This is a genomic window from Candidatus Poriferisocius sp. (assembly GCF_965214065.1).
Lineage (GTDB): Bacteria > Actinomycetota > Acidimicrobiia > Acidimicrobiales > Bin134 > Poriferisocius.
The window spans coordinates 1-18883 of sequence record NZ_CBDCAT010000009.1 but is presented as its reverse complement, the minus strand read 5'-3'; the positions used below and the strand labels follow the sequence as shown (position 1 = coordinate 18883).

The window sequence follows — 18883 nt, the reverse complement described above, 5'->3', positions numbered from 1 at the left end:
TATCCTCGATCAGGTAGAGGGCCTCGTCGACGACACGCTCCAAGTCGGACGGGGTGAGGGGACTGTAGGCACCGCCCCGTTGTCCCGGTCGGACCGCCCGTTCTTCCGGTGCCGGCCCGGCCCTACGCGCGGCTATCCGGGCGGCGCGTCCTCCAGCCCGTCGTCTTGCGGCCATCTCACCCTCGCAGACGGGCGCTGGAGGGGTCCCAGACGGGTTCCGCAAGCACGGTGGCGGTGCGCCGACGGTTCATGATCCCCACCTCAAACTGGGACCCGGGTGCTTCAAAGTCGGGGTCGACGTACGCAAATAGAATGCTCCGGCCCACCGAATGGGCCCACGTACCGCTGGTGGTGATACCCATGATGCGGTCACCGTCGTAGGTGGGCTCGTTGCCGAGGCAGTCGGCGTCCCCTTCATCGAGTTGGGCGTAGACCAATACCATGGTTAACGGTTCGGTCTGGTCGCGGCGGGCGATGGTCGCCGCTCGGCCCTGGAACTCCTTGTCGTAGGCGATGAAACGGTCAAGGCGCGCCTCGACCGGGGTGATCTCGGTGGTCAACTCCGCCCCGTGGGCCTTGTAAGCCTTCTCCAAACGCATGACGTTCATCGCCCGGCTCCCGAAGTCGATGATCCCGAGACTCGCGCCCGCTTGGTGTATCGCCTGATAGACCTTGACCATGTGCTCCAGCGACATGTGGATCTCCCAGCCCAACTCGCCCACATAGGACACCCGCAGAGCGACGCAGGGTGCCCCGGCCACCTCGATCTGTTGGCTGGTGAGCCAGGGGAAGGCCCGGTTGGTGAGGTCGGCGTCGGTTAGGGGTGCCAGTAAGTCCCGGGAGAGAGGTCCAGTCACCGCCAAGATGCCGGTGCGGTCGGTGACATCCTCCACCGTCACCTTCTCGTCGGGTCGGATGTGGCTGGAGAGCCAGTCAAAGTCATGCCATTGGGCGGTGATAGCCGAGTTGAGGTAGAAGCGCTGCTCCCCGAGCCGGGTTATGGTCATCTCCGACTCGATTCCTCCCCGCGTGGTCAGCATGTGCACCAGCCGGATCCCTCCGTCTCGGGCCGGGAGGCGGTTGGCCGACAGCCGGTCCAGAAGGGCCGCGGCATCGGGACCCGTGACCATAAACTTGGCGAAGGCGGTGAGGTCGGCGACCCCCACCCGATCTCGAATTGCTCTGACCTCGGTTCCCACCTCGTCGTGCGCGGAGGAACGTCGGAAGGAATAGACCTCTGGTTGGGGGGAGAAGTACATGGCTCTCTCCCATCCCCAGACTTCCTGCCATCGGGCCCCCTTGGTGTCCAAGGTGTCATACAGCGGGGTCTTCTTCATCGGACGGCCCGCATCACGGTATTCGTTGGGCATCCGCACCTGGTACATCTCGTGGAACTCGTCAATCGACCGTTCATGGGTGTAGCGGCCGGGCGCATAGGGTCCGAAGCGGCGGGGGTCCATGTTGGCGACGTTGATCTCGGTCTGACCGTGCACCATCCACTGGGCGAGGTACTTACCAGCACCGGGACCCTGGGTGATCCCTATGGAGGCCCCGGCGCAGTACCAATAGTTGCGCAAGCCGGGTGCGGGACCCATCAGGAAGCCGGCATCGGGGGTGTGGGTAATCGGGCCCGACACCACTTGCTTGATGCCCGCCCCGGCGAAGCAAGGCAGCCTCTGGGCGGCCAGATCCAGCCAGGGGAGCAGGCGATCAAGCTCGACCGGAGTCAGGTGAAAGGTGAGATCCCAGTCGATCCCACCCACGCCGTATTCTTTGGCGTCCTCCCGTTCATACGGCCCGATGATCAAACCGTCGTGCTCCTGGCGGTAGTAGCAGGAGGAGCGGGGATCTCGGACCACCGGGTGCTCAGTGTCGAGGGCCGCCACCTCCTCGATCCTTTCGGTTACCAGGTACTGATGGACCACAGACTCGATGGGGGTCTCGAGGCCGACCATGGCACCTACCTGGGGCGTATGGCATCCGGCCGCGTTGACGACATGCTCCGCCACGACCCGACCCTTCTCCGTCAATACCTCCCAGCGCCCATCGGCCAGCTGGTTCATGTCCAAGGCGCGGTTCTTCCGGCTGATCTCGGCACCGAGGTTGCGCGCCCCAGCGGCCATCGAGTTGGTCGCCGCGGACGGGTCGGTCCATCCGTCATCCGGTGTCCATAACCCAAGCCCCACATCGGGTTTCAGGTCAAGAAGGGGTGCTACCTCGTTGATCTGCATCGGTCCCAGCAGATGCGACTCCACGCCGATGGAAGCAAGCATCCCGTGTACGTAGTAGAACCAGTCGACCTCGTCGTCGGTTCGCGCCAGCCGGACCGCGCCGCATCCGTGCCAGCCAGCGTGCATACCGGTCTCGTGATGGATGTTCCGGTAAAGGTCGGCGGTGTCTCGGTGGATCTTGGCCGTGTTGAGGTCGCCGATGAAGTGGGGGATGAGTCCGGCGGCATGCCAGGTGGAACCGGATGTGAGCTCGTCCTTCTCGATGAGAAGGGTGTCTGTCCAGCCTTCGTGGGCGAGAAAGTAGAGCAGGCCCACGCCCATCGCGCCCCCGCCGACTATCGCCACCCGGACTTCATCGCGCATACAAGACCCTACGCTTTGCCGCAACCGCTTGGGTTAATGCCTACAGCGAGCACTCGGGCGCGCCGACTCTACGAGGATAGCCCGGTAACCGAGTGCGGGATGTGGTTGCCCCTGGTTTTTTCAACCCACCTGATTGGCGCTTTGGTACCGCGCGACGACTCCCGCTTCGAGGTCACCAACGATCCACCGAAGATCGATCGAGGTCGCGGGTAGGCATTCGACCTACGCTGCAGCGTCGCTGGTATCGCATCGCACCACTGGCGATCATTTGGTTCTACACCCCAGCCGGGGCCTCGGTCTGCCCATCCTCGTTGTCTCCCCAGCAGGTGATGGTGTTGTTGGTTGCGATGGCGCAGCTATGCCGAGATGCGGCGGTGATTTGTTTGTATTCGTCGGGCGGGGCGTTGGTCTGCCCGTAGTTATTTGATCCCCAGCAGGTGATGGTGTCGTCGGTCGCGATCGCGCAGTTGTGGTCGCGTCCGGCGGTGATTCGTTTTTATTCGCCAGCCGGGGGGTTGGTCTGCTCGTAGGAGTTGTTCCCCCAGCAGGTGATGGTGTGAACGCGAAGGGGGGGGGGGTGCTATAACAGCACCCCCCCCTGATGGGTCGTTTTACGTTGCCCTCGGTTAACCGGCTAGGCGAGCAGCTCGTAGCCAGGAATCTGCTTGGGCGCGGTTGTTGGTGATCCATTCGGCGGCGTGGCGTTTGATGTCGTCTCCGCTGTTTTCTCCGCCTTGCATGCGGACGTTTTGGAGGGCGACATCAACCGGGTTGATCGTGACCAGCTCGAACAGTCTGGCCGCGGCCGGGTTGGCGGCGAGGAAGTCGTTGTTGGCAGTCACCGCGATGTCGGCTGCGTCCCATCCGAGCAGGCATGGGTCGGTGGTGCACCGGTCGCCTATGGATGTTGCTCCCTCTAGCTGGGTGGGCGAGATCGACGCGTCGTCGTGGATGGATACCCACACGGAGTTGTCGCCGGGGCGTAGGTCACTGACGTAGTGAGACGGTGCCCAGGTGTAGACCATGTAGGGCTCCCCGGATGCGTCCTTGGCGACCGCGTCGGCGATCATGGCGTCGTAGCCGCCGATGTCGAACTGTTCGATGTTGTCCCAACCGGCGTTAGCTATCCAGGCGTTGATGTTCACGTGGCATCCCCACCCTTCCGGGCATCCGTAGATTTGCAGGATTCCGTCACCTGGTGATGGGTCGGCTGCTTCGTATACGGCGAATAGGGCCGGGTCGGAGAGCATGGCGTCGAGGGTGGTTAACCCGTTAGCGTCGGCGAAGGCCTTGTTGGTGATCAGGCCTTGCACACCAGCTCGAGCCATCTGTGCGCCTAGGCGGGTTACGTGGTCGCTGACCAGCGAGCCGTCCGGCATAGTTCCTGCCAGGAAGGAATTATGGTTCGGCAGCCACGAGTTGGCCCAGAAATCGAACTCGCCGTTAGCCATAGCTACGAACGCGTTCGACGGAGCCAACTCCAAATCAGCCGGGTCGGACACCGAATAGCCCAACTCCTCAAGCAACGCCGAATAAATCGCCGCCTGCATGTAACCAGTCGACCAATTCGCCCGAGCAGCAGTCACAGAAACACCGTCACCCGGAGTGTCGTCGACCGGGACCAGCGCGACGGCCAGCCATTCATCGACTTGGGCGCGGTTGTTGGTGATCCATTCGGCGGCGTGGCGTTTGATGTCGTCTCCGCTGTTTTCTCCGCCTTGCATGCGGACGTTTTGGAGGGCGACATCAACCGGGTTGATCGTGACCAGCTCGAACAGTCTGGCCGCGGCCGGGTTGGCGGCGAGGAAGTCGTTGTTGGCGGTCACCGCGATGTCGGCTGCGTCCCATCCGAGCAGGCATGGGTCGGTGGTGCACCGGTCGCCTATGGATGTTGCTCCCTCTAGCTGGGTGGGTGAGATCGACGCGTCGTCGTGGATGGATACCCACACGGAGTTGTCGCCGGGGCGTAGGTCACTGACGTAGTGAGACGGTGCCCAGGTGTAGACCATGTAGGGCTCCCCGGATGCGTCCTTGGCGACCGCGTCGGCGATCATGGCGTCGTAGCCGCCGATATCGAACTGTTCGATGTTGTCCCAACCGGCGTTAGCTATCCAGGCGTTGATGTTCACGTGGCATCCCCACCCTTCCGGGCAGCCGTAGATCTGCAGGACCCCGTCACCTGGTGATGGGTCGGCTGCTTCGTATACGGCGAACAGGGCCGGGTCGGAGAGCATGGCGTCGAGGGTGGTTAACCCGTTAGCGTCGGCGAAGGTCTTGTTGGTGATCAGGCCTTGCACACCAGCGCTAGCCATCTGTGCGCCTAGGCGGGTTACGTGGTCGCTGACCAGCGAGCCGTCCGGCATAGTTCCTGCCAGGAAGGAATTATGGTTCGGCAGCCACGAGTTGGCCCAGAAATCGAACTCGCCGTTAGCCATAGCTACGAACGCGTTCGACGGAGCCAACTCCAAATCAGCCGGGTCGGACACCGAATAGCCCAACTCCTCAAGCAACGCCGAATAAATCGCCGCCTGCATATAACCAGTCGACCAATTCGCCCGAGCAGCAGTCACAGAAACACCGTCGCCCGGCAAAGCGGTAGCCTCGTCCAAGGCCATTTGGGCTTCCTCGGCCGCAGCTTTCGCCTCGTCGGCGACTTCCTGAGCTTCGGCCACCTGCATCTGAGCCTCTTCGGCGGCCTTAGCGGCTTCTTCCAAGGCCATTTGGGCTTCCTGGTCACCCTCCTCGGCTGCGGCTTCGGCCTCTGCCAACGCGGCCTGAGCAGCCTCCAACTCGGCTTGAGCCTCCGCTAGCGCGGCCTCAGCAGCCTCGGCGGCGCTGTTATCCACGACAGTTACCACCGGTGGGGCCTCCGTCACTTCTGGTGCCTCCGGTTCATCGCTCCCGCAAGCGACTGCCAGCAACGCGAACGCAGCCAGCAGGGCTAATACTTTCCTGGTTCTAGTCATGTTGCTAGCACCTCCCTTGATGGTTCGGTCATGTTTTCTCGTAGACGGTTGTTCTCCGGAACTCACGCAGGATCCCCCACGAGGATGCGGAGAACAAGAACCCGGCGATCAGACAAATGAATGCTCCTGGACCACTGGCGAAATTCGGATCGGCGACCCGGACCAGGGAAGCTATCCATCCGCCAGCAAGAACCAAGATTCCAACCCCCAAAGCCGCTACGCCGACGCTCCATCGCCAACGTCGCCTTTCTCCCCGGCCAAACAGTCCCACCGCCGGTAAGGTCAGTAGCAGCGCGGCCACCCCGAGCCCGAGGGTCAAGTAGCCTAGGCGAGTCCCGCTTGCGGTGAACCCGTCGTAGCGGATCGGATTCTTGCGTTGCGCCTCCGACGACAGGCCCGCGATCTGAATGGCGTTTTGCGAGGCCTTGGAGGGATCTTGGCGCGCTTCTTGTTCCAAGCGGTCGATCTCCGCCTGGAGCTCTGGAGTTATCACGGCCTCCACCCGCCTGTCTATCGACCAAGACGACAGGCCCGCAATCGCGAGTAGTCCCACTAGACCCGCCGTGGTCAGTACACGGGTCACGGAGATGGTGGAACGAAGTGGGCGCATGGGGCTGTATGGGGCACCGGACAACCAAAGCGTCGCGCCGACCGTCGCGGCGACCCCGCTTGCTAGAGCTATCCAAACCCCTAGGCCGTGGCTGTAGGAGACAGCCTCACCGGGAGAGGGGATCCATACGTACCCAATAGCGGCCGCGAGGATTGCGCTGGCCGCGAGGATGGCCCCGTCGGCACCGTACGCGGTAGAAGCCCTTTCTGGCCTGATCAGAATCCACAAAGCCGATCCGAGAAGCATCAGGCTGCCCACCAACACGGTAATCCCTAGGAAGCTGCCCCCCTCGGCAACCAATCCGGAGAAACTCAACCCGCTGAGGTCCAGATCCAACGCCCTACCGTGTCCGGAGATGCGGCCGGAATCATTCCCCCACGGCAGAAAGACGGCGGCTAGGCCAGCGACCGAGGCGACGGCTGCGATGGTAGCTCCGAGCCGTTCCCGCTTGGTCACCGGTGCCGGATTGCCTTCCTTGGTGGTGTCGACAACGGCCTCTTCGCCAGGGCTGTCGTCCAGTAAGGCCTCCGGGTTGCGCCGATGAGCCCATGCTCGGCGTATCCGTCCGAAGAGTCGGGTGCCCTGTCCGGATTCGGTCTGGGTCAGGCGGTCGAGAACCACCGCCACGACGAACAGGGCTAGGCCGGAGGCGGTGGACAACTGGGTGTCGATGTTTAGTACAGCCCTGAAGACCAGCAGGCCGAGTCCGGAAGCTCCCATGATCGCCGCAATGCCGATCATGGAGATGGAGAGGAGGAGAGTCTGGTTGAGGCCGGTCATGATGGCCGGGCGGGCCAAAGGCAGCTGAGTGTCCAGCAGGACGCGGAATTCGGAGGCCCCGTAGGCCCGACTGGCTTCGACCACGTCTGCAGGGACTTGCCTGATGCCCAGATTGGTAAGGCGGATCAACGGGGGAATGGCAAAGACCATGGTTGTCATGGTGGCTGGTTCAGGGCCGAGCCCGAAGAAGAAGATAAAGGGGATTATGTAGACGAAGGCATGGACGACCTGCATAGCGTCAAGGACGGGACGCACCACACCCCATACCGCATCGAAGCGGCCGCACAACACGCCCAACGGGATGCCGATCAAGGCGCAGAGGATCACGGCTACTACGACTAGGCCGATGGTGGTGGTGGTCTCGACCCAGAACTCGTTTCCGAGCAGGCCGCAGAGGGCGAGCATGACGGCCAGGCCAGCGCCCACCTTGAGGTTGCGGGTGATGATCCCCACGAATAGGACGATGCTGCACACCAAGACCCAGGACATATCGGTGATCTCCCACCAGGGATGGTATTCCGGTCCGTCGACGAAGTTCCGAAACAGGAAGGAGAAGGGCCATTTGATCACGTCAAGGGGGGCAGACGCATTGAGGACGATCCAATTGACTATCTCGTCCATCCAGGCCCCAAACGGGATCTCCCAATGGTCTAGAACCGCGTTGTCCCAGAAGGGAACGGCCTCCTCCGAACCTCCGCTTTGGGCGAGAACCCGCCCTATCGCTCCGGTCATAGGTAGGTTTCCCGCTCGAACCCGTCGATCAGGCCCTCAACCCGACCCATCTCCTCCATGATCAAGCAGGGGTCGAGGTCGCCGATCAGCACGCCCCGTCTGTTCACAACCCCTATCGGAAGACCTCGACCTGCCGCCGCATAGACTTCGTTCAGGGTGTTTGAGGGCGAGGTCGTATCGAAGTCGGAACGCAGGGCACTGGTCATCACGGGGGAACCCAAGGCACCGACCCGCAAGCAATCTCCCACGGTAAGGATGGCTTCGGGCCGGCCCGCATCGTCGCACACAAAGGCCCCGGCTCGGTCACCGATCTGGCTCAGGGCTTCCTCAAGTGATATGTCGGCACGAATCGGGACCGGCGCGACCATCACATCGGCGCAGGTGATGACCCGACCTTGGTCGACGTCCCGCACAAACTCGGCCACGTAGGCTGTCGCGGGCTCGGTCAGGATCTCTTCGGGGGTGCCGATCTGAACGATTGCGCCGTCCCGCATGATGCAAACGCGATCCCCGATACGTAGGGCTTCGTTGAGGTCATGGGTGATGAACAGGATCGTCTTGCGGATCTCCCGCTGGATGTCCATCAACTCATCTTGCATCTGCCGACGGATCAACGGATCAAGGGCGGAGAACGCCTCATCCATTAGCAGGATGTCAGGATCGGAGGCGAGGGCTCGGGCGAGGCCGACCCGCTGCTGCATCCCGCCCGAAAGTTCTCGGGGAACGCTGTCGGCATAGGCTTCTAGGCCTACCAGTGCCAAGGACTTCATGGCCGCCTGGTCTCGCTCCGTCTTATCCACTCCTTGCACCTTCAGCCCGTAGCCCACGTTGTCGATGACGTTGCGATGGGGAAATAGTGCAAAGTGCTGGAAAACCATCCCCATCTTCTCGCGACGGAAGGCTTGCAGGTCTCGGCCAGCCAGAGTCTGAACATCGGTACCGTCCACCCAGACCTGTCCGGAGGTGGTCTCATGCAGCTTGTTGACCGTGCGAAGGACAGTCGACTTGCCCGAACCTGACAAGCCCATGACGACGAAAATCTCTCCTTGCGATACGGAGAAGGTGGCATCCCGCACCCCGATAACGTGCCCGGTCTGTCGCTGAATCTCGTCCTTGCCTACCTCGGCCCGGGCGAGGTCAAACGCACGACCTTGCGGTTGGGGCCCGAAGATCTTGTAGACCTGTTCCAGGCGGATCAGTTCGTTGCTCATCCCGCTCGGCGAAACTCCCGTCTCAAGCGCCCCGGTCGTTGTCCGGCTCCTGTCGTGGTGGTGGTTGCCCCAGAGGTAATGATTCTCCCCGCGAAGCAGATGTTCTTGCCGCTTGAGCGTAGCGGAGGTACCCGCCCGAACTCTCAAATCGGATCAGAATTGTTCCATGATGTGGAACAATGCCGCATGGTAGCACGCAAATAGGGGTTGCCCTATGCTCGGCACCCGGTTAGCCTCGCGTCTGACGTGAACAAGGCTGGGCCTGAACGGAGAGTTAATGACCGTCTCTGACCGTTTCCCTTCCGACCTGGAGATCGCTCAGGCCGCCGAAGTCCTGCCTGTTCGCCGGGTGGCGGAATCGATCGGGATCCAGCCGGATGAGTTGATCCCCTACGGGTCTACCAAGGCCAAGGTACACCTCGACATAATTAAGCGGACCAACTCCGGATCACGCGGCAAGTACATAGACGTGACCGCGGTAACTCCGACCCCCTTTGGCGAGGGCAAGACCACCACCACAATCGGCCTGGTGCAAGGTCTGGGAAGACTCGGGAAGCGAGCCATCGCCACCATTCGGCAACCCTCGATGGGACCCACATTCGGCATCAAGGGCGGTGCCGCTGGGGGTGGCTATAGCCAGGTGGTGCCCATGGAGGAGTTCAACCTCCACCTAACCGGTGACATGCACGCCATCGGAGTTGCCCACAACCTGGCAGCGGCTGCCCTTGACGCCCGCTGGTACCACGAGTCGAGGATGAGTGATGCCCGGTTGGAAGAGATGGGTCTTAACCGGCTCGACATCGACATCTTCAGGACCCAGTGGAGGCGGGTTGTGGACGTCAACGATCGGGCTCTGCGCAACGTCATCGTGGGTTTGGGAGGCCGGATCGATGGTAGACCCCGAGAGGCAGGCTACGACATCACGGTCGCCTCCGAATTGATGGCCATACTCGCCCTTGTTGACGGAAATGACTACGCGTCGGCGTTGCGGGATCTGCGGGAGCGGTGCGGTCGGATCGTGGTGGGTGCCGACACCGCCGGTGCGCCGATCTCCATGGACGACCTGGGGGTAGCTGGCGCGGTGACCGTGCTCATGAAGGACACCCTCCATCCCACGCTCATGCAGACCCTCGAAGGCCAGGCTGCCCTTGTCCATGCGGGCCCGTTCGCCAACATCGCCCATGGCAATTCCTCCATCCTGGCTGATCGAGTAGCTCTTCAACTCGGCGAGTACGTGGTGACCGAGTCGGGCTTCGGTGCCGACATGGGCATGGAGAAGTTCTTGAACATCAAGTGCCGAGCTTCGGGTCTGTCCCCCGATGCGGTGGTCTTGGTGGCCACCATCCGGGCTCTCAAGACCCAAGGTGGTGGACCCAAAGTGGTCGCCGGGCGGCCCCCGCCCGATGTCTATCTAGAGGAGAATCTCCCCCTGTTGGAGGCCGGGTTGGTGAACCTGGTGGCCCACATCGAGAACGCTCGCCAATTCGGAGTTGAGGTGGTGGTTGCTGTCAACACCTTCCCCACCGATACCGCGGCGGAGCGCGATCTGGTGAAGGCGGCGGCGCTAGAGGCCGGGGCCCTGGCGGCGGCCGGATCTAGCCACTGGGCGGACGGAGGACGGGGAGCGGTGGAATTGGCCGAGGCGGTGGTTGATGCCTGCCGACGCCCGAGCCAATTCAACCTGTTGTACCCATCCGAACTCCCGGTCCGGGAGAAGATCGAGGCGGTCTGCCAGCGAATCTACGGTGCATCCGGGGTCGAGTACTCCCCGGCCGCCCGGCGTCAGATCTCTGAGTTCGAGGCCGCCGGTATGGGTCACCTCCCGATCTGTATGGCCAAGACCCCCCTCTCGCTGTCGCATGACGCGACGCTGAAGGGTCGCCCTCGGGGCTTCACCGTACCTGTGCGTGAGGTGCGGGCCTCGGTGGGTGCCGGGTTCCTGGTGGTGCTCCTCGGCGAGGTGAGAACCATGCCCGGGTTGGGTGCCCGACCGGCCTATATGAACGTGGATATCGATGATGATGGCCAGATCGTCGGCCTCTTCTGATGGGCAGACTCGGGGCCACCGCCGGCTGCTAGGTCCATTCCTGGGCTCTGCAGGCCGAGAATTATGACAGGGAGGAGGTGATAACAATTCCGCGAACAAGGCTCACCCGCCTGACGACTCCGTATGTGCGCCGATCCGGCGAGTTGGTCCCCACCACTTGGGACGATGCCCTGGATAAGGCCGCAGAAGGCCTCGGTCGATACCGTGGCCGGTCTTACGGCATGTTCTCATGTTCCAAGGCGACCAACGAGACCAACTATCTGGCTCAGAAGTTCTCTCGCGTGGCCATGGGGTCCAACAACATCGATTCGTGTAACCGCACCTGACACGCCCCTTCGGTCGCCGGTCTGGCGACGGTTTTTGGGCTCGGGGGCGGTACCTGTTCCTACGAGGAGATCGAGACGACAGATCTGATTCTCCTTTGGGGCTCCAACGCCCGAGAGGCGCATCCGATCTTCTTTCATCACCTGCTTAAGGGGATCCGGAACGGGGCGAAGATGTACACCATCGACCCGCGCCGTACCGCCTCGGCGATGTGGGCGGACGTCTGGCTCGGGATCGACGTGGGGTCCGACATCGCTTTGGCTAACGCGGTCGGGCGCGAGATCATCGCCGCCGGTCTCGAGAATCGGGCCTTCCTGGATCATTCCACCACCGGCTTCGATGCCTACGCCGAAGCGGTAGATGAATGGACCTTGGCCAAGGGCGCGGAGATAACCGGTATACCCGCTGAGACGATCCGGAATATGGCGCATGATTACGCCACGGCGGGGACGGCCCAGATTTGTTGGACCCTGGGCATCACGGAGCACCACAACGCTACCGACAACGTGCTGGCACTCATCAACCTGGCCCTGCTCACCGGCCATGTGGGCCGTTACGGGTCCGGCCTGGTTCCCATTCGTGGACAGAACAACGTCCAGGGTGGGGGAGATATGGGAGCGCTCCCTAACAAGCTCCCCGGGTTCCAGGAAGTCACCGACCCGGTAGCACGGGGCAAGTTCGAGGCTCAATGGGGCTGTGAAGTGCCAGCTGAGGGTGGGAAGCACATTTCTCTGATGCTCGAAGCCATGGAAGACAAGGAGATCCGCGCCCTATACGTCTTGGGTGAGAACCCGGCGCAGTCGGAGGCTCGTTCGGACCATGTTCGAGAAGTGCTGTCCGATCTGGACTTCATGCTGGTTCAGGACATGTTCATGACCAGGACCGCGCAGTTGGCAGACGTTGTCCTGCCCGCGGCCGCCGGATGGGCTGAGTCCGACGGGACGGTCACATCATCCGAGCGCCGGGTGCAAAGGGTGCGCAAGGCGATCGAACCGCCCGGTGATGCATGGGATGATCTCGATATCCTCTCCGCTCTCGCCGCCCGGATGGGTTACGGCTGGGGATACCCCACGGCCGAGGAGCTTTGGGATGAGCTGCGAAGTCTCTCTCCCCTCCATGGGGGGATGTCCTACCGTCGCCTGGACGCGGCCGGAGGTCTGCAGTGGCCGTGCCCGGACGAGGAGCATCCGGGGACCCTGTATCTCCACGGTGACCTCTGGGAGGATCCGCTTCCTCGACCGCCTGTGCCGCTTATTCCCACCCCGTGGGCCCCGCCGGTGGATCGGCTGACCCCTGAGTTCCCCCTGCGGCTTACCACCGGCCGGCGGCTGGATTCCTACAACACCGGTGTTCAGTCGCGTAGCTACCGCTCACCACTGAGGGAGACTGCGGCCATCCAGGTCTCGCCACATGACGGCGACATGATCGGGGTGGATGAGGGTCAGACCGTCCGGGTCGTATCGCGGCGGGGCGAGATCGAAGTCCCCGTCAGGCTTGATCCTATGCTCCGGCCTGGGCTGACCTTCATGTCGGTCCACGATCCGGATAATGCCGACGTCAACCGGCTCACCGTCGATGCCTGGGATCCCAAGTCGGGAACCGCCGAGTTCAAGGCCACCGCGGTCCGGATCGAGCCGGTGAGCTAGCGGTAAGGATCCGGAAATCGATCTGAAGCTGATGCCAGTCGGGCCGGACCCTGCCGAGAAGGCGGCGGTAGACGCATTGCTGGGTCCCGCCACCACCGTTTGGGAAGGCGGAGACGAGCAGCCGGGCGACCGGCACGTTGCTAGGGGTGGCCCCCGTCGGGCGAAGGCAGTGCGCCACCTGCTGCTCCCCACGCTCCATGCCGTCAATGACGCCGTCGGTCAGGTGAGCTCCGGTGCCCTCAACTACGTATGCGAGCGGCTCTCAGTGCCTCCCGCCGAGGCGTATGGGGTGGCGAGCTTCTACGCCCTGATCTCCCTGGAGAAGCGACCCGCCCGGGTGGCTCACGTATGCGACGATGTGGCCTGCCGGACTAGGGGCGCAATGGACATGCTCGCCGCCTTCGACGAACGGAACGATGTTCATTCCAGTCCCTGTCTGGGGCAGTGTGATACCGCACCAGCGGTCTTTTTCCAGCGCGCCGGGGAGTCCGACGGAGTCGAAGTGCGAGCTACGCCCCGCCGGGTGTTAGATGTTCTTGACGGGGCACCTCCGGCCCGGCCTGATCTGCTTATCCCGCAGGCGGGAGACCCGTCGCTGCGCCTATTGAAGCGAGTCGGCACCGTCGATCCCTCATCCCTGGACGACTATCGGGCTTCGGGTGGTTACCAGGCTCTCGAGCGGGTTGCTGAGATAGGCCCGGAGCGGGTTATCGCCGAGGTCAAGAAGTCCGGCATCCGGGGGCGTGGCGGGGCCGCGTTTCCGATGGGTGTCAAGTGGGAGGCGGTGGCCGGGTCCCGTCGGGCACCCCGCTATCTGATCTGCAACGCGGATGAATCGGAGCCGGGTACCTTCAAGGATCGGGTGCTGATGGAAGGCGACCCCTTTGCCTTGGTCGAGTCGATGACCATCGCCGGTTTAGCGATAGGTGCCGAGACCGGGTTCCTGTACGTTCGGGCTGAGTACCCGGATGCCCAGGCTCTCCTCGAGAGCGCCACCGAAGCTGCCCGATCGGCGGGCCTGCTGGGCCAACGTGTGCTCGGTACCGGTGCCTCTTTCGATATCGAGATCCGACGCGGTGGGGGTGCCTACATCTGCGGTGAGGAAACCGCTTTGATGAACTCCATAGAGGGGCTGCGTGGGGAACCGAGAAACAAGCCGCCTTTCCCCACCCAGGCGGGCCTCTTCGGATGCCCGACGGTCATAAACAACGTCGAGACCCTAATCAACGTTCCTGAGATCCTCCGGCGAGGAGGTGATTCCTATGCGCGGATCGGGACATCAGGGTCGACGGGGCCCAAACTCTTCTGCCTTTCGGGGGCGGTCGGTCGACCCGGCACCTACGAGGTGGAGTTCGGTATCACCTTGGGGGATCTAATCGAGCTGTCCGGTGGGGTTACGGGATCGGGGGTCTTAGGAGCCATTCTGTTGGGTGGTGCGGCCGGGCTGTTCGTGGGTGAGGAACACCTGGACATGCCCCTAACCTTCGAGGGGGCGCAAGAGCGTGGTGCCAGCCTCGGTTCGGGGGTGGTCATGGTGTTCGACGATCGGGCCGACTTCCCCGATCTGGCTACCCGGATCGCCCGCTTCTTTCGTGATGAGTCATGCGGCCAATGCGTGCCGTGTCGGGTAGGAACCGTGCGCCAAGAGGAGTTGCTGTCGCGGCACCGAGGCGGGGTAGGGTTCGACGTGCAATTGTTTGATGACATTCACCGGGTCATGGCGGACGCGTCGATATGCGGTTTGGGACACACCGCCTCATCGGCGATTCGGTCTTTGTACGACCTCGGGCTTCTGGAGCAAGCCGATGTCTAACCTCGCCCTTTCGATCGACGAAGCGGCGGTGAAAGTACCGGCGGGGAGCACGATCCTCGACGCCTGCCGGATGCTTGGTAAAGATCAGCCCACCCTCTGCTACCTCGAGACCCTGACGCCGGTGAACGTCTGTCGCGTGTGCGTGGTCGAGGTTGAGGGGAGTCGGGCTCTTGTCCCATCCTGTAGCCGACCGGCCGAAGAGGGGATGAGGGTTCTTACGGACAGCGAACGAGTTCGCCATTCTCGTCGGATGGTCTACGAGTTTCTGGCCTCCTCGGTCGAGTTGGACTTGGTTGATGATGAAACCAAGTCCTGGATGGAGCGCTACGGATGCGATCCCTCTCGCTACGGCCCGCCCGAACCTCCGGTGGGTGATCGAGACCAGCGAAAGGCCGGGCACCATCCGCCTCCGTCCCCGACCCACGCCGAGACGGTGCATCAGCCCACCAAGGTTGACAACTCGCTCTACGTGAGGGACTACTCCCGCTGCATCCTGTGTTACAAGTGTGTGGAGGCGTGTGGGGAGGACGCGCAGAATACCTTCGCCATCGCGCTGGCTGGTCGTGGTTTCGATGCTCGTATCTCTACCGAGTTCGATACCGGACTAACCGACTCTGCCTGCGTGTTCTGCGGCAACTGCATCGGGGTCTGCCCCACCGGTGCCCTGATGTTCCGCAGCGAATATGAGCTCCGGCAAGCCGAACTCTGGGAGGAGGAACGCCAGAGCGTGACCCGCACCGTCTGCTCATACTGCGGGGTGGGTTGCAACCTCGACCTGCACGTCCAGGACAACCGCATCGTCAAGGTCACCTCCCCCATGGACCACTCGGTCACCGAAGGCCACCTGTGCATCAAGGGCCGATTCGGCTACGAATACGTCCAGGAGCTGGGAGATCTTGCCGTAACCCCCATAGACGAGGTGCTCCAAAGAGCCCGGGTGGTCAACTAGCCCGTGGCTACTAGTAGGCCTGATGCAGGTCTTATGACCGTTGGTCGCCACTGGCCACTGGCTACGGGCTGCGAGCCCGATGCTTAACCAGTTGATTCGTGCCGGTCGGCTCGATAGAGGTTTCTACCTGTCTCTGCTCTACGACCGGGAGGCAACCGGCAATGCGGTGTTGGTGGTCTTGGTTGCCGGGTTACTGTCAAACCTGCGCACCTTGTCGGTGGCCGGATTGGCCTTCGCCCTCCTTGGGGCACTGTTCCGCGCCGTGATCGTCTCGGGGGCGGTATGGGCCGTATCGACGTATCTCTTGGGCCGTCCGGGGGACCCGCAAGCCACCTTCAGGATGGTGGGGTTCGCCAACGTGGCCTTCTTCCCCCTCGTGGTGGGGGACCCTGGCAGAGCGATAGGGTTGCTGGCGCTGTTGGTGGCCGCGCTGTGGTTCTTCATGGCCCTGCGCTTGGTTGCCAGCGTCCAGTTCGACCTCGAGCATCCGGTCACCCTCCTGGTCGCCCTCGCCGGGATGCTCGGTTGGTACCTGACGGCGATCCTATTCTGATTCCACCCCCCGAATCGTCGGTACGGGGACGGTTGGGGCCTGATTGCCTGAGAGACGAAGCCCACGAGGCTCGATAGGGATGCCCACCTACCGCCTTGACCTCTCCTATGACGGTGCCGGATTCCACGGTTACGCCCGCCAACCCGACGTTCGAACCGTGCAGGGTGAGTTGGAGGCGGCGCTGGCGAGGATTGCCGGGCCGGTCAAGACTGTGGTAGCTGGGAGGACCGACGCCGGAGTTCATGCCCAACAGCAGGTGGTGTCGTTTTCGGTGGACCGAGCCTTGATCCCCGACCGCCTCTCGCGATCCCTGACCAAGATGTTGGGACCGGAGATCGTGGTCTATGCGGCGGCGGAGGTGCCCCACAGCTTCTCGGCTCGCTTCTCGGCCACCAGCCGTACCTACCGATACCGGATCTTGAACCAGACCCACCCCGATCCGCTGCGTAGGTTTGACTCTTGGCATGTAGCTGACCGGCTGGACCTAGAGGCCATGCAACAGGTAGCACTGGATATCTTGGGCGAGCATAATTTCGCTTCCTTCTGTCGCCGCCGGGAAGGGGCATCCACGGTGAGGACGGTGCTGGAAGCATCCTGGTCGGAACAACCCGGAAACATCGCCCGCTTCGAGATAACCGGTCGTGCCTTCTGTCACCAGATGGTACGGTCGCTGGTTGCCTGGGCCGTGGAAGCGGGCAGGGGTCGCGTTGACCCCGACTCCACCCTCCGAGTGCTTGAGGCCCGAAACCGGGACCAGGCCAGAGGAGCAGCACCCCCGCAAGGGCTAGTCCTCTGGAGAGTCAGTTACAACTAGCGATGTGCCGGTCGTCGCGCTACACTCCGGTGTCCCGTTGGCGATTCCGATACCTCGCGGCTCGCCCATGGGTTTCTGGCGCGGTGTGCCAATAAACCTCGGGTTTTGGTCACCACGACCCGACGCGGCTGCCTCGCAGCATGACCGAAAGAAATGGGATCACGAAGCGACATGGCCAAGAGACAGACCACCTACACACCCAAACCGGGGGAAGTGCGGCGTCGCTGGTTCGTGGTGGATGCCGCGGAACTTCCATTGGGCCGCCTTGCGTCAAGAGTTGCCCCCTTACTGGCTGGCAAACACAAGCCGACCTACGCACCTCATGTGGACGGCGGCGACTTCGTGGTGGTAATCAACGCCAACAAGGTATCGGTCACCTCCGCCGGGACCCGTAACAAGATCTACTACCGACACTCCGGATACCCCGGAGGCCTCAAGGAGGAATCCTTCGAGAGCCTCATCGCTCGGCGTCCCGAGGCGGTCGTGGAGAGAGCGGTCCGAGGTATGCTTCCCAAGTCCAAGCTCGGTCGTCGGATGGTCAGGAAGCTAAAGGTGTACGCCGGACCGGATCATCCCCATCAGGCACAATCGCCCGAGGTCTTGGATCTCGGTATCGGGAAGGTGAGGTTGTAATGGCGAGACTTCTGGCCCGAGGTACCGGTCGCCGCAAGGAAGCGGTTGCTCAAGTTCGCTTGTATCACGGTACCGGCTCCTTCAACCTCAACGGACGGTCGCTAGAGGGGTACTTTCCTACCCCGGCCAGAAGGATGCGGGTGCTGGAGCCGTTTCGGACGGTAAACGCCGAAGGCAGATACGACGTGGTAGCCAAGGTCGAAGGCGGGGGGATAAGTGGGCAGGCTGATGCCATCCGTCTCGGTATTGCCCGGAGCTTGGTGTTTATGGATCCCACCCTTCGTCACGACCTCAAGCGGGCCGGACTCCTCACCCGTGACGCTCGGGTTGTGGAGCGCAAGAAGTACGGCCTGCGCAAGGCTCGTCGGGCACCGCAGTACACCAAGCGGTAGCTTTGGCGGACGACCGGTCGGCACTTGGCTGATTTCGCCGCGTCGTCTCGTCGTCTCTTCGGAACCGACGGTATACGGGGCGTAGCCAACGTGGACCTGGATGTCGGGTTGGCAGTGGACGTGGCCCGAGCCGCCTCGGAACTCGCCAACGGAGGACCGGTGGTCGTGGGACGCGACACCCGACGATCAGGTCCCATGTTGGCCGCCGCGTTACAGGCCGGCTTTCATTCGGTGGGGATTGACACGATCGATGCCGATGTTCTCCCGGTCGGGGGTGTCTCGGCGCTCACCGTCGAAATGGAGTGCACGCTCGGGGTGATGGTTTCTGCCTCGCACAACGCTGCTCCGTACAACGGCATCAAGTTCCTGGACTCGTCTGGCACCAAGTTAGGAGACGATAGGGAGGACTTGATCGAAGCCCGACTGCGCCGCGGGCCACCCTGGTCGGCCCCGACCGGAGCAAGGGTGGGGACCCGCCACCCCCTGAAAAATGCTGTCGATCGCTACCTAGACTCCATCCGCCGCCGCCATGACGTTTCTCTGGATGGTCTGCGCCTCGTGGCGGATTGTGCCCACGGTGCCGCCTATCGAGCGGCACCCACGCTCTTGAGGTCGATGGGTGCGGACCTGTTCGTGTGCGCGGCCGATCCGGACGGGATGAACATCAACGAGGGATGCGGGGCCACCGATCCTCACGGCCTAGCTGTGATTGCTCGGGCCGAGAGGCGGATTGGGCTGGGTTTCGACGGTGACGCCGACCGGCTAATCGCCGTGGACGAGGAGGGGAACCTGGTCAACGGGGACGTGATCCTGGCCATA

General features: G+C 62.8%; 13 protein-coding genes and 1 pseudogene. 9 read left to right on the top strand and 5 right to left on the bottom strand.

Going from position 1 to position 18883, the window contains the following annotated elements; genetic code table 11:
- Nucleotides 1-176: 176 nt before the first annotated feature.
- From ACOOGG_RS00480 to ACOOGG_RS00460, 5 genes are all read right to left on the bottom strand, one after another.
- Nucleotides 177-2594: an FAD-dependent oxidoreductase gene (locus ACOOGG_RS00480; protein WP_420431168.1), complete on the bottom strand. Its 2418-nt coding sequence runs from the start codon at nucleotides 2592-2594 to the stop codon at nucleotides 177-179.
- Between the two features lie 274 nt (nucleotides 2595-2868).
- On the bottom strand, nucleotides 2869-3084 hold the full coding sequence (locus ACOOGG_RS00475; protein ID WP_420431174.1) for a hypothetical protein: 216 nt from the start codon (nucleotides 3082-3084) through the stop codon (nucleotides 2869-2871).
- A 136-nt stretch (nucleotides 3085-3220) separates the two neighbouring features.
- Nucleotides 3221-5560: a glycine betaine/L-proline ABC transporter substrate-binding protein ProX gene (gene proX, locus ACOOGG_RS00470; protein ID WP_420431165.1), complete on the bottom strand. Its 2340-nt coding sequence runs from the start codon at nucleotides 5558-5560 to the stop codon at nucleotides 3221-3223.
- Nucleotides 5561-5588: 28 nt separating this feature from the next.
- A complete protein-coding gene (locus ACOOGG_RS00465; protein ID WP_420431163.1) occupies nucleotides 5589-7682 on the bottom strand; it encodes an ABC transporter permease in 2094 nt (697 codons plus the stop codon).
- Nucleotides 7679-8893, bottom strand: coding sequence for a quaternary amine ABC transporter ATP-binding protein (locus tag ACOOGG_RS00460; RefSeq protein ID WP_420431161.1), 1215 nt, complete (start codon nucleotides 8891-8893; stop codon nucleotides 7679-7681). Before ACOOGG_RS00460 ends, ACOOGG_RS00465 begins: the two co-directional genes overlap by 4 nt.
- A 277-nt stretch (nucleotides 8894-9170) precedes the next feature.
- On the opposite strand from ACOOGG_RS00460, the gene ACOOGG_RS00455 reads away from it, so the two are divergent.
- The 9 genes and pseudogenes from ACOOGG_RS00455 to ACOOGG_RS00415 all read left to right on the top strand — a co-directional run.
- On the top strand, nucleotides 9171-10940 hold the full coding sequence (locus ACOOGG_RS00455) for a formate--tetrahydrofolate ligase (protein WP_420431159.1): 1770 nt from the start codon (nucleotides 9171-9173) through the stop codon (nucleotides 10938-10940).
- Nucleotides 10941-11026: 86 nt separating this feature from the next.
- Nucleotides 11027-12910, top strand: coding sequence for a molybdopterin oxidoreductase family protein (locus ACOOGG_RS00450; RefSeq protein ID WP_420431172.1), 1884 nt, complete (start codon nucleotides 11027-11029; stop codon nucleotides 12908-12910).
- 16 nt (nucleotides 12911-12926) lie between these two features.
- On the top strand, nucleotides 12927-14723 hold the full coding sequence (locus ACOOGG_RS00445; RefSeq protein WP_420431170.1) for an NADH-ubiquinone oxidoreductase-F iron-sulfur binding region domain-containing protein: 1797 nt from the start codon (nucleotides 12927-12929) through the stop codon (nucleotides 14721-14723).
- Nucleotides 14716-15672 carry a 2Fe-2S iron-sulfur cluster-binding protein gene (locus ACOOGG_RS00440; RefSeq protein WP_420431157.1) on the top strand — a complete coding sequence of 319 codons (957 nt, stop codon included), beginning with the start codon at nucleotides 14716-14718 and terminating at the stop codon, nucleotides 15670-15672. The genes ACOOGG_RS00445 and ACOOGG_RS00440 overlap by 8 nt, the downstream gene beginning before the upstream one ends.
- A 79-nt stretch (nucleotides 15673-15751) precedes the next feature.
- Complete coding sequence (locus ACOOGG_RS00435) at nucleotides 15752-16225, top strand: hypothetical protein (protein ID WP_420431155.1); 474 nt, start codon at nucleotides 15752-15754, stop codon at nucleotides 16223-16225.
- Between the two features lie 79 nt (nucleotides 16226-16304).
- A complete protein-coding gene (gene truA / locus ACOOGG_RS00430; RefSeq protein WP_420431153.1) occupies nucleotides 16305-17039 on the top strand; it encodes a tRNA pseudouridine(38-40) synthase TruA in 735 nt (244 codons plus the stop codon).
- A gap of 171 nt (nucleotides 17040-17210) precedes the next feature.
- Nucleotides 17211-17672, top strand: coding sequence for a 50S ribosomal protein L13 (gene rplM, locus ACOOGG_RS00425; protein ID WP_420431151.1), 462 nt, complete (start codon nucleotides 17211-17213; stop codon nucleotides 17670-17672).
- The gene (gene rpsI / locus ACOOGG_RS00420; protein ID WP_420431149.1) at nucleotides 17672-18064 is read left to right on the top strand and encodes a 30S ribosomal protein S9; all 393 of its coding nucleotides are present in this window, start codon (nucleotides 17672-17674) and stop codon (nucleotides 18062-18064) included. The genes rplM and rpsI overlap by 1 nt, the downstream gene beginning before the upstream one ends.
- A 24-nt stretch (nucleotides 18065-18088) precedes the next feature.
- Nucleotides 18089-18883: pseudogene (locus tag ACOOGG_RS00415) on the top strand (phosphoglucosamine mutase); the annotation flags it as partial.